The 20110-nt window shown below is 64.5% G+C and carries 20 protein-coding genes and 1 pseudogene; 14 read left to right on the top strand and 7 right to left on the bottom strand.

Annotation, left to right across the window (positions count from 1 at the left end):
• The 13 genes from ACNH6H_RS19115 (at position 1) to ACNH6H_RS19175 (ending at position 12708) form a co-directional block, all read left to right on the top strand.
• Positions 1 to 444 (top strand): MaoC family dehydratase N-terminal domain-containing protein, encoded by a 444-nt coding sequence (locus tag ACNH6H_RS19115; RefSeq protein ID WP_418319888.1) that lies wholly within the window; start codon positions 1 to 3, stop codon positions 442 to 444.
• A 10-nt stretch (positions 445 to 454) separates the two neighbouring features.
• Entirely contained in the window at positions 455 to 871 is a 417-nt protein-coding gene (locus tag ACNH6H_RS19120; RefSeq protein ID WP_418319889.1) for a MaoC/PaaZ C-terminal domain-containing protein, read from the top strand.
• 31 nt (positions 872 to 902) lie between these two features.
• Positions 903 to 1730, top strand: a complete 828-nt coding sequence (locus ACNH6H_RS19125) for an SDR family NAD(P)-dependent oxidoreductase (protein WP_418319890.1) — start codon at positions 903 to 905, stop codon at positions 1728 to 1730.
• A gap of 76 nt (positions 1731 to 1806) precedes the next feature.
• A complete protein-coding gene (locus tag ACNH6H_RS19130; protein WP_418319891.1) occupies positions 1807 to 3414 on the top strand; it encodes an acyl-CoA carboxylase subunit beta in 1608 nt (535 codons plus the stop codon).
• A gap of 34 nt (positions 3415 to 3448) precedes the next feature.
• Positions 3449 to 4609 (top strand): acyl-CoA dehydrogenase family protein, encoded by a 1161-nt coding sequence (locus tag ACNH6H_RS19135; RefSeq protein WP_418319892.1) that lies wholly within the window; start codon positions 3449 to 3451, stop codon positions 4607 to 4609.
• Between the two features lie 7 nt (positions 4610 to 4616).
• The gene (locus tag ACNH6H_RS19140; RefSeq protein ID WP_418319893.1) at positions 4617 to 5450 is read left to right on the top strand and encodes an enoyl-CoA hydratase/isomerase family protein; all 834 of its coding nucleotides are present in this window, start codon (positions 4617 to 4619) and stop codon (positions 5448 to 5450) included.
• Positions 5451 to 5495: 45 nt separating this feature from the next.
• Entirely contained in the window at positions 5496 to 7565 is a 2070-nt protein-coding gene (locus tag ACNH6H_RS19145; RefSeq protein ID WP_418319894.1) for an acetyl/propionyl/methylcrotonyl-CoA carboxylase subunit alpha, read from the top strand.
• Between the two features lie 30 nt (positions 7566 to 7595).
• Entirely contained in the window at positions 7596 to 8426 is an 831-nt protein-coding gene (locus tag ACNH6H_RS19150; RefSeq protein ID WP_418319895.1) for an enoyl-CoA hydratase-related protein, read from the top strand.
• On the top strand, positions 8423 to 9211 hold the full coding sequence (locus tag ACNH6H_RS19155) for an enoyl-CoA hydratase/isomerase family protein (protein WP_418319896.1): 789 nt from the start codon (positions 8423 to 8425) through the stop codon (positions 9209 to 9211). The genes ACNH6H_RS19150 and ACNH6H_RS19155 overlap by 4 nt, the downstream gene beginning before the upstream one ends.
• A gap of 46 nt (positions 9212 to 9257) precedes the next feature.
• Entirely contained in the window at positions 9258 to 10181 is a 924-nt protein-coding gene (locus ACNH6H_RS19160; RefSeq protein WP_418319897.1) for an MBL fold metallo-hydrolase, read from the top strand.
• A gap of 108 nt (positions 10182 to 10289) precedes the next feature.
• Positions 10290 to 10985 (top strand): AzlC family ABC transporter permease, encoded by a 696-nt coding sequence (locus tag ACNH6H_RS19165; protein WP_418319898.1) that lies wholly within the window; start codon positions 10290 to 10292, stop codon positions 10983 to 10985.
• Positions 10982 to 11326, top strand: a complete 345-nt coding sequence (locus ACNH6H_RS19170) for an AzlD domain-containing protein (RefSeq protein ID WP_418319899.1) — start codon at positions 10982 to 10984, stop codon at positions 11324 to 11326. The genes ACNH6H_RS19165 and ACNH6H_RS19170 overlap by 4 nt, the downstream gene beginning before the upstream one ends.
• A gap of 170 nt (positions 11327 to 11496) precedes the next feature.
• Positions 11497 to 12708, top strand: a complete 1212-nt coding sequence (locus tag ACNH6H_RS19175) for an MFS transporter (RefSeq protein WP_418319900.1) — start codon at positions 11497 to 11499, stop codon at positions 12706 to 12708.
• 74 nt (positions 12709 to 12782) lie between these two features.
• On the opposite strand, the gene ACNH6H_RS19180 is transcribed toward ACNH6H_RS19175, so the two are convergent.
• The 6 genes and pseudogenes from ACNH6H_RS19180 to ACNH6H_RS19205 form a co-directional block, all read right to left on the bottom strand.
• Positions 12783 to 14015: an iron-containing alcohol dehydrogenase family protein gene (locus tag ACNH6H_RS19180; RefSeq protein WP_418319901.1), complete on the bottom strand. Its 1233-nt coding sequence runs from the start codon at positions 14013 to 14015 to the stop codon at positions 12783 to 12785.
• Positions 14003 to 14365 (bottom strand): CinA family protein, encoded by a 363-nt coding sequence (locus ACNH6H_RS19185; protein ID WP_418321403.1) that lies wholly within the window; start codon positions 14363 to 14365, stop codon positions 14003 to 14005. The genes ACNH6H_RS19180 and ACNH6H_RS19185 overlap by 13 nt, the downstream gene beginning before the upstream one ends.
• A pseudogene (locus tag ACNH6H_RS19190) lies at positions 14335 to 14430 on the bottom strand (damage-inducible protein); the annotation flags it as partial. The pseudogene ACNH6H_RS19190 and the gene ACNH6H_RS19185, both read right to left, overlap by 31 nt.
• Complete coding sequence (locus ACNH6H_RS19195) at positions 14427 to 14558, bottom strand: hypothetical protein (protein WP_418319902.1); 132 nt, start codon at positions 14556 to 14558, stop codon at positions 14427 to 14429. The gene ACNH6H_RS19195 and the pseudogene ACNH6H_RS19190, both read right to left, overlap by 4 nt.
• 21 nt (positions 14559 to 14579) lie before the next feature.
• A complete protein-coding gene (locus ACNH6H_RS19200) occupies positions 14580 to 15320 on the bottom strand; it encodes an enoyl-CoA hydratase/isomerase family protein (protein WP_418319903.1) in 741 nt (246 codons plus the stop codon).
• 398 nt (positions 15321 to 15718) lie between these two features.
• Complete coding sequence (locus ACNH6H_RS19205) at positions 15719 to 17686, bottom strand: AMP-binding protein (RefSeq protein ID WP_418319904.1); 1968 nt, start codon at positions 17684 to 17686, stop codon at positions 15719 to 15721.
• 103 nt (positions 17687 to 17789) lie between these two features.
• On the opposite strand from ACNH6H_RS19205, the gene ACNH6H_RS19210 reads away from it, so the two are divergent.
• On the top strand, positions 17790 to 18488 hold the full coding sequence (locus tag ACNH6H_RS19210; RefSeq protein ID WP_418319905.1) for a nitroreductase: 699 nt from the start codon (positions 17790 to 17792) through the stop codon (positions 18486 to 18488).
• Between the two features lie 21 nt (positions 18489 to 18509).
• On the opposite strand, the gene ACNH6H_RS19215 is transcribed toward ACNH6H_RS19210, so the two are convergent.
• Entirely contained in the window at positions 18510 to 20108 is a 1599-nt protein-coding gene (locus ACNH6H_RS19215) for an acyl-CoA carboxylase subunit beta (RefSeq protein ID WP_418319906.1), read from the bottom strand.
• Between the last annotated feature and the right edge of the window lie 2 nt (positions 20109 to 20110).

The following is a 20110-nucleotide window of genomic DNA, read 5'->3' on the forward strand; positions in this document are numbered from 1 at the left end:
GTGATCGACAAGAAATACATCGGCTATACGCTTTCCCCCGTGAGCTGGGACGTGGAGAAGGGCCGCATCGCATTCTTCGCCAAGGTGATCGGCCTCGCCGACCCGATCCACACGGACGAGGCCGCCGCGAAGGCGGCCGGCTACCGCGGCATCGTCGCGCCGCCGACCTTCATCTTCGGCGCGTCGGGCGATACCGGCGAGACGATGCAGCTGATCGAGAAGCTCGAGATCGATCTCGGCAAGGTGCTGCACGGCGAGCAGCGCTTCGACTACCACGCGCCGGTCTGTGCCGGCGACACCTTGCGCTTCGAGTCGAGGGTCAGCGACATCTACGACAAGAAGAAGGGTGCGCTGGAGTTCGTCGTCAACGAATCGAAGGTAACAAACCAACTCGGCGAACGTGTTGCGGACCTGCATTCGGTTCTCGTCGTGCGCCATGCCTGACGGAGATGCGATGAAATTCGACGCCAAGAAGGTCAAGGTCGGCGACACCCTGCGCGTCTTGCAACCAGCACCGATCAGCCGTACCACGCTGGCGCTGTTTGCCGGCGCCTCCGGCGACCACAACCCCATCCACATCGATATCGACTTTGCGCAGCAGGCGGGCATGAAGGACGTATTCGCGCAAGGCATGTTGTCGATGGCCTATCTGGCCCGGGCGCTGACGCAATGGGTGCCCCAGCGGCGCATCCTGAGCTATGGCGTGCGTTTCGCCACCATCACTCAGGTCGGGGATCGGGTGCAGTGCAGCGGCAAGGTGGTGGAGAAGCTGATCTTCTGGAATCGCCCTTGTGCACGGATCGAACTCATTGCGGCCAAGCGCAGCGGTGAAGTGACGTTGGCTGGCGAAGCGCTGGTGGCGTTGGATTGAATCGCGCACAACCGGCAGCGAGAACATATTGATGAACAATCTCGAAGGCAAGGTCGCGATCGTCTCCGGTTCCGGACGCGGCATCGGGCGCGCGATTGCGATGAAGCTCGCCAGGGAAGGCGCCAGCGTCGTGGTCAATGACCTCGACCGGGCGCCCGCCGAGCAGACCGTGGCCGACATCAACGCCGTCGGCGGCAAGGTCATCGCCTGTATCGGCAGCGTCAATGCCGACGGCTTCGCCGAGCAGTTCGTCAAGTCGGCGCTGGACGGCTTTGGTGGCCTGGACATCATCGTCAACAACGCCGGCTATACCTGGGACAACGTGATCCAGAAGATGACCGACGAGCAATGGCAATCGATCCTCGACGTGCACCTGACGGCGCCGTTCAAGATCCTTCGGGCCGCTGCCGACCACTTTCGGCAGATGGCAAAACTGGAAGCCGAGGCCGGCCAGGAAATATTCCGCAAGGTGGTCAATATCTCGTCGATCGCCGGCACCGGCGGCAATGCGGGCCAGGCCAACTACTCGGCCGCCAAGTCCGGCATCGTCGGTCTGACCAAGGCGCTTTCCAAGGAATGGGGGCGTTACAAGGTCAATGTCAATGCCGTCGCGTTCGGCATGATCAGAACGGGACTGACCGAAGCAACCGCAGGCGACGACGCGTCGATCGACGTCGAGGGCCGCCAGATCAAGGTCGGAGTCAACCCCGACCTGCTGGCGATGATGGAGCGCAGCATTCCGCTCGGCCGCAGCGGCACGCCCGAGGAGGCCGCTGGTTCGGTGTATCTGCTGTGCACGCCGGAGTCCAACTACATCAGCGGTCAGACCGTGATCTGCGGCGGCGGACTGTCGATATGAAAATGAAGACGCCTGATTCGAGCTCGGCTAGAACCCGGCCCTGCAGACGCCCCACGCGCACTCCAGGGGGCAGTTGATGAGCCTGATGTCGACCACCGTCTCGCCGGGCAGCGACAGTTTTGGCCGCAATCGAGATGCCTACCGGGAACGCATTGCAGACCTGCAAACACGGCGCGCCAGCGCGCTGGCTGGCGGACCTGAGAAGGCACGCAGGCTGCACAAGGAGCGCGGCCAACTGCTGCCGCGCGAACGCCTGGCGGCGGTGCTCGATCCTGGCTCGCCGTTTCTCGAATTCGGCCAGCTCGCCGGCGACGGCCTGTACGAAGGCGTGCCGCCGGGCGGCAGCATCATCACCGGCATCGGGCTGGTCAGCGGCCGACCCTGCATGCTGATGATCCACGACGCGACGGTGAAGGGCGGCACCTATTACGGCATTACCGCGAAGAAACATGTGCGGGCCCAGATGGTCGCCTGGCAACATCGCCTGCCTTGCATCACGATGGTGCAGTCCGGTGGCGCCAACCTGCCCGAGCAGGCGCACATTTTTCCCGACGACGGACAGTTCGGCTCGATCTTCTACAACCAGATCCGCATGTCCGGCGAAGGCATCACGCAGATCGCCACCGTGCACGGCCCGTCCACCGCGGGTGGCGCCTACCTGCCGGCGCTGTGCGACGAAGCGGTGATCGTGCGCAACCAGGGCGCCATGTTTCTCGGCGGGCCGCAGCTGGTGTATGCCGCGACCAGGGAAGTGGTCGATGTCGAGACGTTGGGTGGTGGCGACATGCACAGCCGCGTGAGTGGCGTCACCGACCATCTGGCGGAAAGCGACGGCCACGCCATTGCCATCGTGCGCGACATCGTGGCCAACCTGGGTACTGGACCAAAACAGCGCTGGGATGTGGCGATCCCGAAGCCGCCGCGACTCGATGCGCGCGAGATTTATGGCATCGTCAGTGCCGACAACCGCCACCCGACCGACAACCGCGAGGTGCTGGCGCGCCTGATCGATGACAGCGATCTGCAGGAATTCAAGCCGCTGTACGGCAGCTCGATGATCTGCGGCTTCGCGCGGATCAAGGGCTTTCAGGTCGGAATCCTCGCCAACAACGGCGTCATCTTCTCCGAAAGTGCGCTGAAGGGTGCACACTTCATCGAGCTGGCATGCCAGCGTGACATTCCGCTGCTGTTCATTGCCGATGTCTCGGGCTTCATGGTCGGTCAGACGGTCGAACGCGAAGGCATCGCCAAGCATGGCGCCAAGTTCATGACCGCGATGGCGTCGGCGAACGTGCCCCGCTACACCCTCATCACCGGCGGCTCGTACGCAGCGGCCTACCTGGCGATGTGTGGCCGCCCCTTCAAGCCGCACGTGATGATGATGTGGCCCACCGGCCGCGCCGCGCTGATGGGCCCGGAACAGGCGGCGACAACGATGGCAATGGTGCGCGACAACATCCACGAACGCGAAGGCACGAGCTGGACCGAAGCGGAAAAGGAGCGTTTCAAACAGCCGATCCGCGAGCAGTTCGAGACCTTCGCCAGCCCGTACAACTACGCCGCCAATCTGTGGTGCGACATGGTCATCGATCCGCTGGAGACGCGCGACATATTGGCCTTGCTGTTCGAGTTGGCGGGACGTCAGTCGCAGCGCGACACACAGTTCGGCGTATTCCGCATGTGAGCCACAACCCGGACCCTGACCGAGACGACTGGCCATGAACTTCGACTACACCGAGACGCAGGGGCAGATCCGCGCCGCCGTCAAGGATCTGTGCAACGCCTTCGGCCCTGAGTACTGGCGCCAGCTCGCGCAGGACGGCGCGTACCCGGAAGCTTTCGTCGATGCAATGGCCAAGGCCGGCTGGCTGGCTGCGCTGATTCCGGAGGAATACGGTGGCGCGGGGTTGCCGCTGCTCGACGCCTGTCTGATCCTGCAGGAGGTCAACCAGAACGGCGGCAGCGCCGTGCATTGCCATGCCCAGATGTACACGATGGCGTCGATCATGCGCCACGGCACGGAGGCGCAGAAGCGGCGCACGCTGCCACGCATCGCCGACGGCAGCCTGCGCCTGCAGGCGTTTGGCGTGACCGAGCCCGACGCCGGTTCGAACACGCTGGCGATCAAGACCTTCGCTCGCAAGGTGCAAGGGGGCTACATCGTCAACGGGCAGAAGATCTGGACTTCGCGCTACAGTCACTCGCACATGTATCTGCTGATCGCGCGGACCACGCCGATCGACGCCGTGACGAAAAAGACCGACGGTCTGAGCCTGTTCCTGATCGACATCAAGAAAGCCGGCGCAGCGCTGAAGGCCACGCCGATCCGCACGATGATCAACCACCACACGTTCGAGGTGTTCATCGACAACCTCGAACTGAGCGACGATGACCGGATCGGCGAGGAAGGCAAGGGCTTTCACTACCTGCTTGACTCGCTGCACTCCGAGCGCCTGCTGGTCGCGAGTGAGGCGGTTGGCGACGGGCACTGGTTCGTCGAGAAAGCGGCTCGCTACGGCAGCGAGCGCGTCGTCTTTGACCGCCCGATCGGCGCCAACCAGGGCGTGCAGTTCCCGATAGCGCGCGCGCACATGAATATCGAAGCTGCCGAGCTGATGCGCAACAAGGCTGCCAGCTTGTTCGACGCCGGGTTGCCGTGCGGCCGTGAGGCGACGATGGTCAAGTACCTGGCCAGCGAAGCCGCCTGGGAGGCGGCGGAGGCCGCGATGACGACTTTCGGCGGTTATGGTGTGGCGTGCGAGTACGACATCGAACGCAAGTGGAAAGAGAGCCGCTTGTTCCGAACCGCACCGATCTCCAACAACCTGGTGCTGGCGCAAGTTGCCGAGCACCTGCTGGGCATGCCCCGCTCGTACTGAGACGCCGATGGATTACGAAACGCTGTTGATCCATCCCGCTTCAGACACGGAACCGGCCGATGGCATTCGTTGCCTGGTGCTGAACCGTCCCGAAGTGATGAATGCGATGAATACCCAGATGTTCGTCGACCTGCGCAATGCGCTGCACGAGCTGGCGTTCGACGACAGCCTGCGCGTGCTGATCGTCACCGGTGCCGGCGAACGCGCCTTCTGCACCGGCGGCGATCTGAAGGAGCGCGGCGGCGTGAGCCCTTCAACCGGTGCCCGGAATGCACCAATGACCGATGCCTGCTGGCGTCGCCAGCACCAGATGGCCGAGGAAGCGCTGCTGGCAGTCAAGGATTTTCCGCGCCCGGTGATCGCCGCGGTCGAAGGCCATGCCCACGGCGGTGGGTGCGAAATGGCGCTGATGTGCGACTGGATCGTCGCCGGGCGCAATGCGGTATTCTCGCTGCCTGAGGTGCGGCGCGGCATCATGCCCGGCGGCGGCGGCATCCAGAACCTGGTGCGTGCGGTCGGTGCGCGGCGCGCCAAGCAGCTGCTGCTGACGGCGCGGCGCTTCTCGGCCGAGCAGGCCGCGATCTGGGACATGGTGACCACGCTTGCGGAACCCGGCCAGGCGCTGACGGTCGCCGTGGCCGAAGCGCGCGAGATCGTGCTTGCCGCGCCGATGTCGGTGCATTACGCCAAGCTGGCCGCCTCGCGAGGTGGCGAGGTCGACTTCCACACCGGCTACGCGCTCGACATTGCCGCCTACAACGTGCTGGTGTCGTCGGACGATCGTCTCGAAGGTGTGAAGGCATTCAACGAGAAGCGTCTGCCGCGCTGGAGCGCCCGCTAGTGCCCATCCCGATCCTGATTGCCAACCGCGGCGACCAGCCGACGCGTGTCGGCGCAGCGGCGAAGCCAGAATGCCTGGCTCGCGCAGCGTGCGCGGGCGATCACGCCGCGGGAGCCTGCGATGTTTAGGAAGATCCTGATTGCCAACCGCGGCGAGATCGCCTGCCGCATCGCCCGTACCTGCCAGCGCCTGGGCATCGCGGTGGCTGGCGTGCATTCGAGTGTCGATCGGGATGCACTGCACACGGCCGTGATCGGCGAATCGATCGGCATCGGTGGCGCCACCGCGACCGAAAGTTATTTGCGCATTGACGCAGTGATCGATGCCGCCCGGCGCAGCGGCGCGCAGGCCATCCACCCCGGCTACGGTTTCCTGGCCGAGAACCCTGAGTTTGCACGGGCGGTCGAGGCCGCCGGCCTGGTCTTCATCGGCCCGACACCCGAAGTCATCGAGCGCCTGGGAAACAAGGCATCCGCCAAAGCCGAGGCGCGCGCGGCCGGCGTGCCCGTATTGGGGGGCGGCGAGCAGGCCAGTTTCGACTCCGAACTGGTTGCCGCCTGGGCGCGCGCGCTGCCGCTGCCGGTGCTGCTCAAGCCGGCCGCCGGCGGCGGCGGCAAGGGCATGCATGTGGTGTGGCAGACGCAGGCTCTGCCGGAGGCCATTTCCACCGCCATGCGCGAAGCCCGCAGCTCCTTTGGCGACCCAGCGCTGATTGTCGAACCTTATGTCGAGCGCGGCCGGCACGTCGAGGTGCAGATTGCCGGCGACGGCCGCGGCGAGGTGATCCACCTTTTCGAGCGCGAATGCACGCTGCAGCGCCGGCACCAGAAGCTGATCGAAGAGGCGCCCGCCGCGCCGTTGCCGGCGGGCCTGCGCGAACACTTGCTGGCTGACGCGGTGAGGCTTGCGCAGCGCCTGCACTACCGGGGTGTCGGCACGGTCGAATTCCTCGTGTCCGGGGATCGGCACTGGTTCCTCGAGGTCAACCCGCGACTGCAGGTCGAGCATCCGGTGACGGAGGAGGTAACCGGTGTCGACATCGTCGAGCTGATGCTGCGCGTGGCCGCCGGCAAGGGCTTGCCGCTGCGCCAGTCCGAGGTCGTGCTGCGCGGCCATGCGGTCGAGGCCCGGGTCTGCGCCGAGGACGCCGAACACGGCTTCATGCCGTCCACCGGCGAGATCGTCGAGGTGATGTTCCCGGCCCGCGACGTACGTGTCGAAACGGGCGTGCGCGCCGGCTCGGTGGTGACGCCATATTACGATTCGATGCTGGCCAAATTGATCGTTCGCGCACCGGATCGGCAAACCGCCCTCGACCGCCTCGCGCTTGCGCTCGGCGATACGCGCGTGTTCGGTGTGACGACGAATTGCAGTTTCCTGCAGCATCTGATCGCACTTCCGCAAACGCGCGATGGCAGCTTTCACACCCGCAGCGTCGACGAGGCATTGCTGAAGCAAATCGGCGTCGATGGCACGCCGCTATCTTTGCTCGCCGCCGCCGCGGCGTGGTGGCTGCTCGAGGCGCGCAAGGCCGGCGCGGGCTACGGTGCCTGGTCGGCACCCGACGTGACCGGTTGGCATATGCATGCCGGCGACGAACCCGTGACCGCGGTGCCCACGCTGCTGCTTCGCGATGGCGCGAAGTTGCACGAGATTCGTTTCGGCCTGCCGGCCCCCGATGGCCAGATGCTGGTCCAGGTGGGCCAAGAGCGCGTGCTGTTGTCACTGCGCCGGATCGGCGAACAGTGGCGCCTTGGCGTCGGCGATGACGTCCAGACCGTCGCCATTGCTCACCGCGACGGCCGGCTGTTCGTGCAGGCACCCGGCAGCTCGCATCAGTTGGAAGCCATCGGTTACCTGGCGCGGGCTGCGGCTGCGAATGTGACCTCCGGTGAACTGCGAACGCCGATGATGGGCACGATCCTGCAGACCCATGCAGCGGTCGGCGACACGCTGCGCGTCGGCGACGTGGTGGTGACGATGGAGTCGATGAAGATGGAGTTGAAGATCTGCGCTGAACACGACGGCGTGCTGCGCAGCCTGACCGTCGTCGCCGGGCAGACGGTAGAGCGCGGGTTGGTGGTCGCGCTGGTTGATGCCATCGAAGCCGAGTGATCGCCTTGCACACATCTTGAGGAGACCGTATTGAACTACGAATCGATCAAGCTGGCGAGGGACGGTGCCTGCGTCGCCCGACTGACGCTGGCCCGACCCGAGATCCAGAACGCGATGAGCATGAAGCTGGTGCAGGAGCTGCGTCACGCGCTGGCGGTCATCGCCGCCGACGACAAGCTGCGTGTCGTGGTGCTGACCGGCGAGGGCAAGTCCTTCTGCGCCGGCGGCGACCTGAACTGGATGCAGTCCGTGCTCAAGCAGACCCGGTCCGAACGCATTGCGGAATCGAAAGTCCTGGCCGAGCTGTTTTACGAGTTCGACACCCTGCCGAAGGTGGTGGTCGGCCGCATCAACGGTGCGGCGACCGGCGGCGGCTTCGGCATGACCTGCATCTGCGACGTGAGCGTGGCCTCGAGCGCGGCGCGTTTTGCGCTGACCGAGGCCAGGCTCGGCCTGCTGCCGGCCAATATCGGGCCTTACGTCGCGCGTCGCATCGGCTTGGCCAGGGCCCGCCGATACGGCTTGACGGCGCAGTTCATTGACGCCGGCCAGGCCGAACGCATCGGTCTGGTTGACCGCGTTGCCGCACCGGCGGATCTCGATCGGGCGATCGAGGAGGAACTGGCACTGATCATGGCCATTCCGGCCGGGTCGATCGCATCGACCAAGAAGCTGTTCAACGACGTCGTCGGCCGCCCGCCACGCGAATGCATGGATTACACCGCAGCCGCGCTGGCCGACGCCTGGGAAACCGAAGACGCCGCAGAGGGCATCAGTGCCTTCCTCGCGCGGCGGCCTGCGACTTGGCAAACGGCCGCGCCTGAGCCTCAACAACCCCAATCATCGAAAGAGTCGACATGAGTGATGCAGACACGGTGAGCTATGAGGTGCGTGACGGCATCGCCACCGTCAAGATCAACCGTCCCGAGATCCGCAACGCGTTGTCGCCCGCGGCAGCCAACCGCCTGCACGACTGCTGGGACAAGGTCGATGCCGATACGAATGTGCGTGTCGCCATCCTCACCTCGGCCGACTGCGGCACCTTCTGCGCCGGACTCGATCTGCGCGAGGCCGCGCGCGTGAAGAAAGAGGAGGGTGTCGACATACTGACCAAGATGAAGGACCCCTTCCACGGTCGCCAGCGCCGCGTCGCCAAGCCCATCATCGCGGCAATGACCGGGCACCTGATCGCTGGCGGCATGATGCTTAGCCTGAACTCCGACCTGCGGGTCGGCCTGCGGGGCACGCAGGTCGGCATCTCCGAGACCCGGATTGCCGGCCGTGGCAGCCCGTGGGCGATTCCGCTGCTGTGGATGCTGCCGCAACCGCTGCTGATGGAAATGGTGCTGACCGGCGATCTGTATCCGATAGCGGTCTTCCACCAACTGGGTTTCATCAACTACCTCGAGGCCACACCCGACGCGGTGCGCGCGCGCGCGCAGTCGCTGGCCGAGCGTATCCGTGACAACGCGCCGCTGTCGGTGATGGCTGGCAAGGAATCGATTCTCACGGCAATGAGCGCCGGCTGCGAAGCCGGCATGGCACTGGCCCACAACATCTACCGTGCGGCCTATGCCAGCGAAGATGCACAGGAAGGTCCGCTCGCCTTCGCCGAAAAACGCAAGCCGGTCTGGAAGGGACGATGAAGCGAACGCCCCTGCAGGCCGACCAGACCTTTCGCGCAGACTTGCGATGACGCGCAGTCCCGAGCTGCCGCAGGGTGTATGCGTCATCGAGCGCAACTGGCTGTCGTCGAACAACATCCTCTGTATCGGTTCCCGGGCCGCGACGCTGGTCGACAGTGGCTACTGTACCCAGGCGGAGCAGACAGTTGCGCTGGTTGACGCCGCACTGGCCGGCCGGCCGCTGGATCAGCTGGTCAACACCCATCTGCACAGCGACCACTGCGGCGGCAACGCAGGGTTGCAGAACCGCTATCCACGACTGCAGACCTTCATCCCGCCGGGCATGGCACCGGCCGTGTCGAACTGGGATCCGCAGGCGCTCGGCTATGTACCCACCGGACAACTCTGTCCGCCGTTCAAGCTGGATGGCCTTGTGGTGCCCGGCACCGAGTTCGAGCTGGCCGACTTGCCGTGGCAGGTGCATGCTGCGCCGGGGCACGACCCCGATTCGGTCATCCTGTTCGAACCCCGGTCGCGGACCCTGATCTCTGCCGACGCCCTCTGGGAGAACGGTTTCGGCGTGGTGTTTCCGGAGCTGGAAGGGGAAGCAGCGTTTGATCTGGTGGCGGCGACATTCGATCTGATCGAGCAGCTCGACCCATGCTGGATCGTCCCCGGCCATGGTCGGGTCTTCCACCATGGCCCGCTGGTCATTTCGCAGGCAAGAAGGCGCCTGGACGCCTTCGTCTCGAGTCCGCATCGTCACGGCCGTCACGCCGCCAAGGTGTTACTCAAGTTCAAGCTGCTCGACAGCAGACAGATGCCACTTGCCGAGTTGATCCGATGGGCCATGGCGACAACTCATTTTCGGCGCATTCACCGCAGCTTCGCAGCAGAGATTCCGATGGCGGACTGGGTCGACCAGCTGACGCAGGAACTGGTGCGTTCCGGTGCTGCGCGCATGGCTGGTGAGTCGATTCATGACGACTGAGACTCGAGACCATGGCTTCGCGAGCAGACGCGGGATTGAACGGCGTGGAGTCCGCCCCGGAACAGGACAGATACCGATTTCTCCAGCGCCAAGTCACCGGTATTTGATTTGCTGATCACCACCCCCCGCTCGCAACTGCTCGCCGGCATCAGAGTGCTGCTGCCTTCGACTCCCGGTGTCGTGGTGTTTTCGCTGGTGATCGGCGTTGCCGGCGCGACCGCCGGAATCTCGGTGTACGCCTGTGGGGCGATGGCGATGCTTGTATTTGCCGGTACATCGCAACTGGTGGCGATCCAGATGTTTGCCGCGCAGGCACCGGTCATGGTGATCCTGGTGACCGTGCTGGTAATCAATCTGCGTTTCCTGATGTACAGCCTGTCCATGGCGCCGCATTTCGGGGCGCTGCCGCTGCGCTGGAAGGCGCTGCTGGCGTATGTGCTTACCGATCAGGTCTACGCGTTTTCGGCGCTACGCTTCGACGGTCACCCTGACATGCTGCACAAGCACTGGTTCACACTGGGGGCCGGACTGACGCTCGGCGTTCCGTGGGTTGTCGCGACCGTGGTCGGTTATCTGTTGGGCAGTGGCATCCCGGCTGGCTGGTCGCTCGATTTCTGTCTGGCGCTGACCTTCATCGGATTGCTCGGGCCGGCGGTCGCCGACCGTGCCACGCTGGCGGCCGCGGTGACCGCGGGCATCGTCGCGGTCGGCGCGGTCGCACTGCCGATGCGACTCGGCCTGATCGCCGCGGCGCTGTGCGGAATCCTGGCCGGAGTGGGGGTGGAGCTATGGCGGAAGGCATGAAACTGTGGTTGCTGATAGCGGGCATGGCGCTCATTACCTTCGGCCTGCGCCTGTCCTTCATCGCGCTGGCCGGGCGGTTCGAAATTCCGCGTGTGATACAGCGGGCGCTGCGTTTTGCGCCGGTCGCGGTCCTGACGGCGATTGTCGTGCCGCTGTTGCTCAATCCTGGCCCCGGATTCACGATCTCGCCGGATTTGCTGCGCCTGTTCTGCGCCGTTGTCGCATTCCTGATCGCGCGCCAGACGCGCAACATCCTGGCCACCGTGGCCGGGGGGATGCTGTTGTTGTGGAGCTTGCAAGCGCTGTTGCCACTGTTGCGCCAGCTTCTCGGCCAGGCCTGATCGGTGGTCACTGACTCCGCAACCCACACAGGAGCTGGGACGACTCGGCTCGAGGCCTTTTGCAATGACCGACACGGACATCGGCGAGAAGGTCGATCTGCTCGGCCCTGCATCAGCCCGGTTTGCAGGTCAGATCAAATTGCCGGGCCGATAAACAAGGCCGGCAAGCCATGAGAAATGCTCTCTTTCCACTCGGCACCCTGACGCTGGTTCAGACACTGATTTCTCTGGCGGTGGGAACGGTGCCCCTGTACGCCGTTGTCGCCGCACCCGATATGGGTATCGATCTCGGAATGCTTGGATTCTTTACCGCGATCACCTATTTGACCAGCACCGTTGCCTCGCCTTACGGAGGGGGTGTCGCCGAACGAATCGGCGGCGTCAGGGGTAGCCAACTGTGCCTTTTCCTCACCGGTGCAGGCATCGCAATGACGGCATCTGCCTGGCCGCCATTGTTTGTGCTTGCAGCGATTTTTCTCGGTGCGGGCCTCGGCCAGGCGACGCCGACCAGTTCGCAGATTCTGGTCCGCAAAACCCCGCCTCACCTGTTGCCACTGGTCTTTTCAATCAGGATGACAGGGGTGCCGGGTGGCAATCTGCTGGCCGGACTGTCTGTACCGGGTCTGGTCATTCTGCTCGGCTGGCGGAGTACGGCAATCGTTGTCGGAGCGCTGTGTCTTGGATTGATGGCTTTGATCCATCCGCTGAAGGCAAACTTCGACTCGGAATCGGTGTCGGATTCAAGTGGCCGAAAAATCGATCCCCCAAGTTTCTGGGGGCCGATCAACATGGTTCTCAAGTCCGCGCCGCTGCGCATCCTGTCACTGGTTTCGTTTCTATACTGTGGTGCCCAACTGGTGCTCACGACCTACATTGCCATCTATTTTGTCAAGGTGGGTCAGATGTCGTTGGTTGACGCCGGCCTGGCCGTCTCAGTGGCCTATGGGTTCGGCGTCGGCGTCAGGATTTTCGTTACTGCCGTGGTGGTCCGCTGGATCAGACCGGACATCATCTTCGGGCTGCTGGGTTGCGGCATTGCCGTGTGCTGTGCCGTTCTCAGTCAGATGAATGAGCACTGGCCTTATGGGTTTACGCTGATCTTCAGCGGTTTCATGGGCGCTTTTGCAATGAGCTGGAATGGCTTGTTCCTGGCCGAAGTTGCCCGCCACGCACCGAACGGAAAAGAAGCTGTCGCGACAGGTGCGGCTCTGTCGTTCGCGTATTTCGGCGCCATGGTGATGCCCGTCCTGTTCGGACTGAATCTGTCAGCCGGCGGCAGTTATCAATCGGGATTCCTGGCGATGGCAATGCTCACGCTTGTTGGCGGCATCATTGTTCTGGGTTTTGGTGCAGGGAAAAAAAGCGCTTCTCAATGCACTTGAGTGGCCACGTTTCAGCAGGGCATCAACCGGACCTTCCCGGCGGTTCAGGCCCACAGCGTTGCGTGCGCACCGGGTCACCATCCCTCCTCCAGAACCTGCTGCAACTCCGCCGCTTCGCGTACCGGTCGTGGGTTGTTGCGCACGAACCAGTCCTGCATCGCCACGTCGGCTAGTTCGGCCAAGGCATCGTGCGGCACGCCAACGTCGCGCAACCGCCGCGGAATCCCGAGATCGCCGCAAATCGCTTCGAGCGCCTTGCTGACGGTCTCCAGATCTGCCTCTGCCGCCACCCCTGACGGGGGCAGGGACAGCGCCAGCTTGGCGAGGCCGGTGCCCGCCGCAGCCGCGTTGAAGCGCAGCACATGAGGCAGGACGATCGCGTTGGAAATGCCGTTGTCGATATGGAACCGGGCGCTTATCGCATGGCCGAGGGGAATCGCAATGCCGGCTCCGGTGTAGTCCGTGCCCTGGCCGCAGAGAATGGCTGCAAGCATCAGGTCGCTGCGGCCGGCGAGGTCAGCGCTGCCGGCGGCGTCGGGAAGGCGCCGCGCCATCAAGCGCACCGAATGCATCAGCAGGGCATCCGATATTGGATCGCCGGACCGCGACATGAGTCCTTCGCAGGCCAGTGTGAGTGTATTCAGGCCTGCGCTGGCGACGAGCTGACACGGCGCGGAGTTGATCGCGGCTGGATGGATGAAGATCGAATGAGCCCGGGTCTTCGGGTCGAACAGCGCGAGCCGCCTGTTGTCCACTGGATCTAGCACTGCGCTACCGGCCTTGACCGTGGCGGTGGTCGGCGTCGTCGGAATGAGCAACTGCGGCAACTTCGGGCGCAGCAGTTTCGGACTTGTCAACCGACCCGACGCGTCTGTCGACGTGCACAGCGTTTTGGCATTCCCGTCCTCAGCGACGAGGATGCTTGCGGCGCGCGCAGTGACGATCGATGAACCGCCGCCTAGCGCGATCACCGCATCGGCTTTAAGCTGCTTCAATGTCTGAGCCGCCGCCTCCACCGCCGGAACGGGACTGTGGGCGAGAACGCCGGCATGAACGCCTGCCAGGCGATCTCCCGCCGCCGTCCGGACCAGCTCGAGCAGTACGCCCTCACGTTGCAGCGAAGCGCCGCAGACAATCACCGCGCGTCTGCTGTTCAGGCGCTGCAGCTCGGCGCAGAGCATCTCCAGGCTGTCGGGCCCATGGAAAAGGCGCAGCGGCCCGACGATGTGGCGAAAGGAGTGCATGCGGTGGTCAGATTGCGACGATGAGGTGTGAAGGCGCTTGGCCCTGAGGTTCAGGCGTGGCATGCGATCGCATCGATGGCCTCTTCCAGCAGCTCGAGCGCTCCCATCGCGAAGGCAAGCAGATTGTCTGGCAGGTTGTCTTGGCCGGCGCGGGGGGTTCGCTGCCGCAACGCCGGGCCGTCAACAGCAAGGCAGGTATGGCCCGCCGGATCGCCATGACTGTTGCCGGTTGGTCCTGTGGCGCCGGTTTCGGCCAAGCCCCAGCTGGCACGAAACGCTTTCGCTGATGGCGGGCCAGCAGTTGTGCATCGCCCAGGCCCGAAGAGCGCGCGCCACCGGTTTGCTCGGACGTCAGCGTGGTCAGAAGCCGGCGCGAGCGGCGGGTATACAGGAGTGTGCCGCCAAGGTAGCAGGCCGAGGCACCCGCGCGCGTCAGCAGTGCGGCCGAGATCGATCCGCCAGCCGAGGACTCGGTCACCGCGATCGTCTCGTTGCGCGCGACAGTTTGTCGCCGACTCGACCGCCCAGCGCGAACAGCTTGGTGATGTCCATCACTGTTGGCCCGCCTTGTTTGATTCGATTTTCGTCGCACTCGGCATCGGACATTGCACCAGCTCTGCACTGGCGTCAGCCGTCGCGCCATGTCGGCCGCCGCCTGGTCGCGAACGCGGCCAGTCCTTCGCGACAGTCGTCGGTGCCGAACACGGTGGAAAGCAGGTCGACTGCACCCGCCGCGCCCTGGCGGTAGCCGTTGTCGGTTGCGCGCGTGAAGGCGGCCTTGCCGAGCGTCATCAGTGCCGGCGACTTGCCGACGAGAACCTGGGCCAGTCGATGGGCTTCGCCCAGCACCTCGTTTGCGGGGGCGGTGCGACTGACGAGCCCCAGTGCCATCGCCTCGCGCGCATCGAAGACGCGGCCGGTGAACAGCAGATCAAAGGCGCGGTAGCGGCCGACGATGCGTGGCAGGTGGGTATAGTGGATCGCGGGCAGCAGTCCGACCTCCAGCTCCGGGTAGCCAAAGCTGGCATCGTCGGCGGCGACCAGCATGTCGCAGGTGATCGCGACCGACATGCCGCCGCCGCGAACCACGCCGCTGATTGCCGCAATGGTCGGCTTCGGCAGGCTCGATTGCAAATCGAACAGTTCGCAATACAGCCTGCGAATGCTGGCGTGCGCCTCGACGGGAGAACTGTCCTTGAACCGTGGCAGGTCCAGACCGGCGCAGAAGCGGCCCGGCACGGCGCTGCCGAGAACGATCGCTCGTATACGCGGATCGTCGCCGGCCTCCTTCAGGGCCGCCATCAGCGCGTCCATCAAGGCATCGGTGATCGCGTTGACCGGCGGGTTGTCGAGCAGGATCTCGGCCACGCCATTGATCACATTGAGTTTGATCACTTGTCTGGTCCTTTGTGTAGGGAGTTTCACCCGGGTACTGTTGGCGGCCGCGACGCCTCAGGTCGAACGTCGCGGGCGATCCGGGGAACCGGCCCGGCCGACACACCGATAGGCCTGCGGCCGCCATCAGATGCCGAGATAGGCGCGCCGCTACCTAATCGCTGCGCGTCAGCGCACGTTCCTTGGCCGTCATGACCACCTTGCCACCTTGATGATGAAGACATCGTCGGGGATGCCAAGCGCCGCCTCGGCTATTGCTCGAGGTCAGCCGCCGCCAGCGCGGACGACGCTTGCCCGCCGGACCGGATCCGGATGGGCGCGATCTGCAAGCTTGCTGAGGAGGCGCTCGAGCAGGTGCAGGCACTGCGGCATCAACCCTGCAAACGCTGCTGAAGTTCGGCGACCGCTTCCGGATTCACCAGCGAAGACAGGTCACCGGGGCTGTCACCCTGGTAGACGGCGCGCACAACGCGTCTCATGATCTTCATGTTGCGCGTTTTCGGAAGGTCGCTGACCAGCAGCACCTGGCGCGGCCGGTATGAATTGCCCATGCCTTGCACGACGGCGGCGGAAAGCTCCTGTTCCAGCGCGGTGTCAGCCGCCACACCCGGCATTGCCACGCAGACGCAGACTATGGCCGAACCCTTGAGTTTGTCGGGGACACCGATCACCGCGGCTTCTGAAACCTTGCCGGTGCCGGTCAGCAGGGTTTCGATTTCCGACGGCCCGGTGCGCTTGCCCGAGACCTTGATCGTGTCGTCGCTGCGGCCGAGGATGTAGATCAGACCGTCCTCGTCGCGCATCGCGAAATCGCCATGGACCCAGATGCCGGGCAGGGTGCGCCAGTAACTGTCGAGGTAGCGCTCGTCATCGCGCCACAGGCTCTTCGTGAAACCGATGTTGGGGTTGCGCAGCACCAGTTCCCCCACCTGGCCAGCCGCCACCGGCTGACCGTGGTCATCGACGATGTCGGCCCCCACGCCGAGACCACCCATTCCGAAGGAACCGGGCCGCAGCGGGTGGTGCACGGTGCCGGTGAAGTTGCAGCCGCCGACCTCGGTGCCGCCGACGATGTTCAGGAAAGGCAGCTTCTTCTTGCACACGTGCTCGAAGAACCAGCGCCAGGGCGCCTCGGTCCAGGCTTCGCCGCCTGAGACGGTGATGCGCAGCGCCGAGAGGTCGAAGCTGCGGACCTCGTCATCGCCATAACGCATCAAGCCACGGATCAGCGTCGGCGCCACGCCAAGGTAGGTGACCTTGTGGTCCTGCAGCAGCCGCCAGAAGCGGCCGGTGTCGGGAAAATCGGGCGTGCCCTCGGCAACCAGCAGACTGCCGCCGAAGTAGCTCGGAATGCAAGCGCACATGGCCCCGACCATCCAGCCCATGTCGCTCATGAAGAAAAAGCGATCGCTGGCCTTGAAGTCGGCGCAGATGTGCATGTCGCGCGTGACCATCGAGCCGAGAAAGCTGACATGCGTCCATACGCAGCCCTTGGGCTTGCCGGTCGTGCCCGATGTGTACAGCAGCACCGCCGGATCGTCGGCGGCCATTTCGGCAGTCGGCAATTCGGTCGGCTGGCCTGCCACCGCGCCGGCCCAATCGTGGTCGCGGCCCGGCGTCATCGAACAGGGCAGGGCGTCACCCAGATGGCGCAATACCAGCACATGTTGCACGCTCGGCACCGACCGCAAGGCTTCATCCAGCACCGATTTCATCGCACCGGGTGTACCGCGGCGCCAAGTGCCATCGGCTGTCAGCACGACTTTCACTTCGCCATCGTTGAGCCGCGAGGTCAGCGGTTGCGGGCCGAAGCCCGAGAACAGCGGCACCACGATCGCACCAATCTTCATCACCGCGAAGAAGGCGATGAAAGTTTCGGGCAGGTTGGGCATGTACAGCCCTACACAGTCGCCGCGCTGGACTCCCATTGCCAGCAGAGCGCTGGCCAGGCGGCTGACTTCAGCATCGAATTCCCGGTAACTCAGGCTGCGCTGGGCGCGCTTGTCTTCGCCCTCCCAGACCAGGTAGGGACGCTCCCAGACCGCGGTATCCCGATGGCGATCGATGCAGTTGAGCACGATGTTGGTCGTGCCATCGATGCACCAGCGGGCCCATTCGATGCCGCGCGAGGTGTCGAGCATCTGCTGCGGCGTCTTGTAGAAACGGAAGTCGCAGAACTGGAACACCTGCTGCATCAGCCAGGCAGGATCGTCGTCAGCGCGCCGAGACAAGGCCTGCAAGTCGGACTCGCCGCACTGCAGCATGAATGCGCTGAGGTTGGACTGCGCCACCAGCTCCGGGCTGGCCAGTAAGTCGAACGATCGTTTGGTAGAATTCATTTAAGGAGACTAGCCCAAGTGTCCTGCGCCGTCCAGTGGTGGCAATGCCGAGATTGCGTTGCCGGTAAGCCCGAATCCTTGAGACGTTCCAGAAGGCATCAAGATGCACGTAGACGAAGCAATCAGCAGCCGCAAATCAGTGCGGCGGTTCCTGCCCACGCCGGTGTCCGCCGATGTCGTGCGCCACATTCTTGAAGTGGCGGCTCGTGCGCCGAGCGGCAACAATGTCCAGCCGTGGCGCGTGTATGTGGTCGGCGGCGAGTGCCGCGACAAGCTCTGCGGCGCCATCGTTGAAGCTGCCAGCGGCGATCCTGACCGACACCAGCCCGAGTACGCCTATTACCCGACCAGCTGGTTTGAGCCCTGCCTGGAGCGCCGGCGCCGCTGCGGCTTCGGTCTTTACGCGGCACTCGGCATTGCCCGCGACGACAAGGACGCCCGCCAACGCCAGATGCTGCGCAATTACACATTCTTCGACGCGCCGGTGGGCTTGATCGTCACGCTCGACCGCCGCCTGAACACCGGCAGTTTCATGGATGTGGGGATGTTCATTCAGAACATCCTCGTGGCGGCGCGTGCACAGGGCCTGCACACCTGCGCCCAGGCCGCCTTCGCCTGGTTTCACAAGATCGCTCGCGAACATCTGCCGATGGCTGCAAGCGAGATGCTGTTGTGCGGCATCGCGCTTGGGCACGAGGATCCGGAGGCCCCGGAAAATGCCTTCATAACCGAGCGCGCGGATTTGAGCGAGTTTGCAAGTTTTCATGGTTGCGACGTGACAGCGCGCTCTGACGCTGCCTGAACCAGATCGACGCCGTCGCAGTCAGAAGCGGAAGATGCCGTAGCTCGGTTCGGCGATCGGCGCGTGCGATGCGGCCGACAACGCCAACCCCAGCGCATTTCGCGTGTCGGTCGGCGCCAGCAGGCCGTCGTCCCACAGTCGCGACGTGGCGAAATAGGCGTTCGATTCACGCTCGGCCTTTTCGACGACGCGGTCGCGCAGGATCTTCAGTTCGGCCTCGTCCGGCGGGTGGCCGTTGCGGCGCATCTGCGCGATCTTCACGTCGGCCAGGGTATTGGCTGCCTGCTCGGGGCCCATCACGCCGATGTGGATGTTCGGCCAGGCCCAGATGAAGCGCGGGTCCCAGGCGCGGCCGCACATGCCGTAGTAGCCGGCGCCGAAGGCCGCACTGGTGATCACGGTGAACTTGGGCACCACACTGCCGGCCTGGGCCATCAACATCTTCGCGCCATCCTTGGTGATGCCCTCCATCTCGTAGCTGCGGCCGATCATGTAGCCGGTGGTGTTCTGCAGGAAGACCAGCGGCGTGCGATTCTGGTTGCACAACGCGATGAAATGCGCTGCCTTCTTCGAACTGTCCGAGAACAGCACGCCATTGTTCGCGAGCACGCCGATCCTATAGCCCCACAGGTAGGCGTAACCGCAAATCAGCGTCGTCCCATAAGCCGGCTGGTATTCGTGGAATCGGCTGCCATCGGCGATGCGCGCGATCAGCTCGCGCTGGTCGAACTGGACCTTGTGGTCGGGGCTGACGATGCCGTGCATCTCGGCCGGGTCGTAGTAGGGCGCCTCGGGCTCGTGCTCGGGCACGAAGCTGCGCGTAGCCGGCCTGAGCTGGGCCACCAGTTCGCGGCAGATCTCGATGGCGTGGGCCTCGCTGTCGGCAGGGTAGTCGACCGTGCCCGAGACCTGGGTTTGCAGGTCGCACCCGCCGATCTCGTCGGCAGTGTGCTCTTCGCCAGTGGCTGCCTTCACCAGCGGCGGGCCGCCGAGGAACACGCCGCCAGCGCCCCGCACGATGATGCTGTAGTCGCACAGCGCCGGTATGTAGGCACCGCCGGCAGTGCAATGGCCGAATACCATCGCGATCTGTGGCACATGGGCCTTGGACAGCAGGCACTGATTGCGGAACACGCGCCCGCCCTCGATGTAGACGCCCGACAGCTCTTCGAGGAAGGCGCCGGCGCTGTCGCACAGGTGCAGCACGGGCAGTCGGTTTTCGAGCGCGATGTCGAGCAGCCGGGTGATCTTGCGTGGCGTCAACGTATACCAGGCGCCGCCCTTGATGCCGGAGTTGTCGCAGTGGATCAAAACCTCCCGGCCGCTGACGACGCCGAGGCCGGTGATCACGTTGGCGCCAGGCACTTCGTCGTCGTACTGGCCGCAGGCGGCGAGCGACGAGAACTCGAGGAAAGGCGTGCTGGGGTCGAGCAGCAGATCGAGACGCTCGCGCGGCAAGAGCTTGTTCTGCGAACGCAGGCGCTTCAGGTCGCGCGGCGGGCAGAGATTGCGCGCGCGCTCCTGGCGGGCGCGGAAGTCGTCGACGATGGCGCTGATCGCGGCATGGTTGCGCTGGTAGCTTTCGGACGCGGTGTCGATGCGGGTTTCGATGCGCTTCATGG

Source organism: Pseudideonella sakaiensis (assembly GCF_048320135.1).
GTDB classification, from domain to species: Bacteria; Pseudomonadota; Gammaproteobacteria; order Burkholderiales; family Burkholderiaceae_C; genus Ideonella_A; species Ideonella_A sakaiensis_A.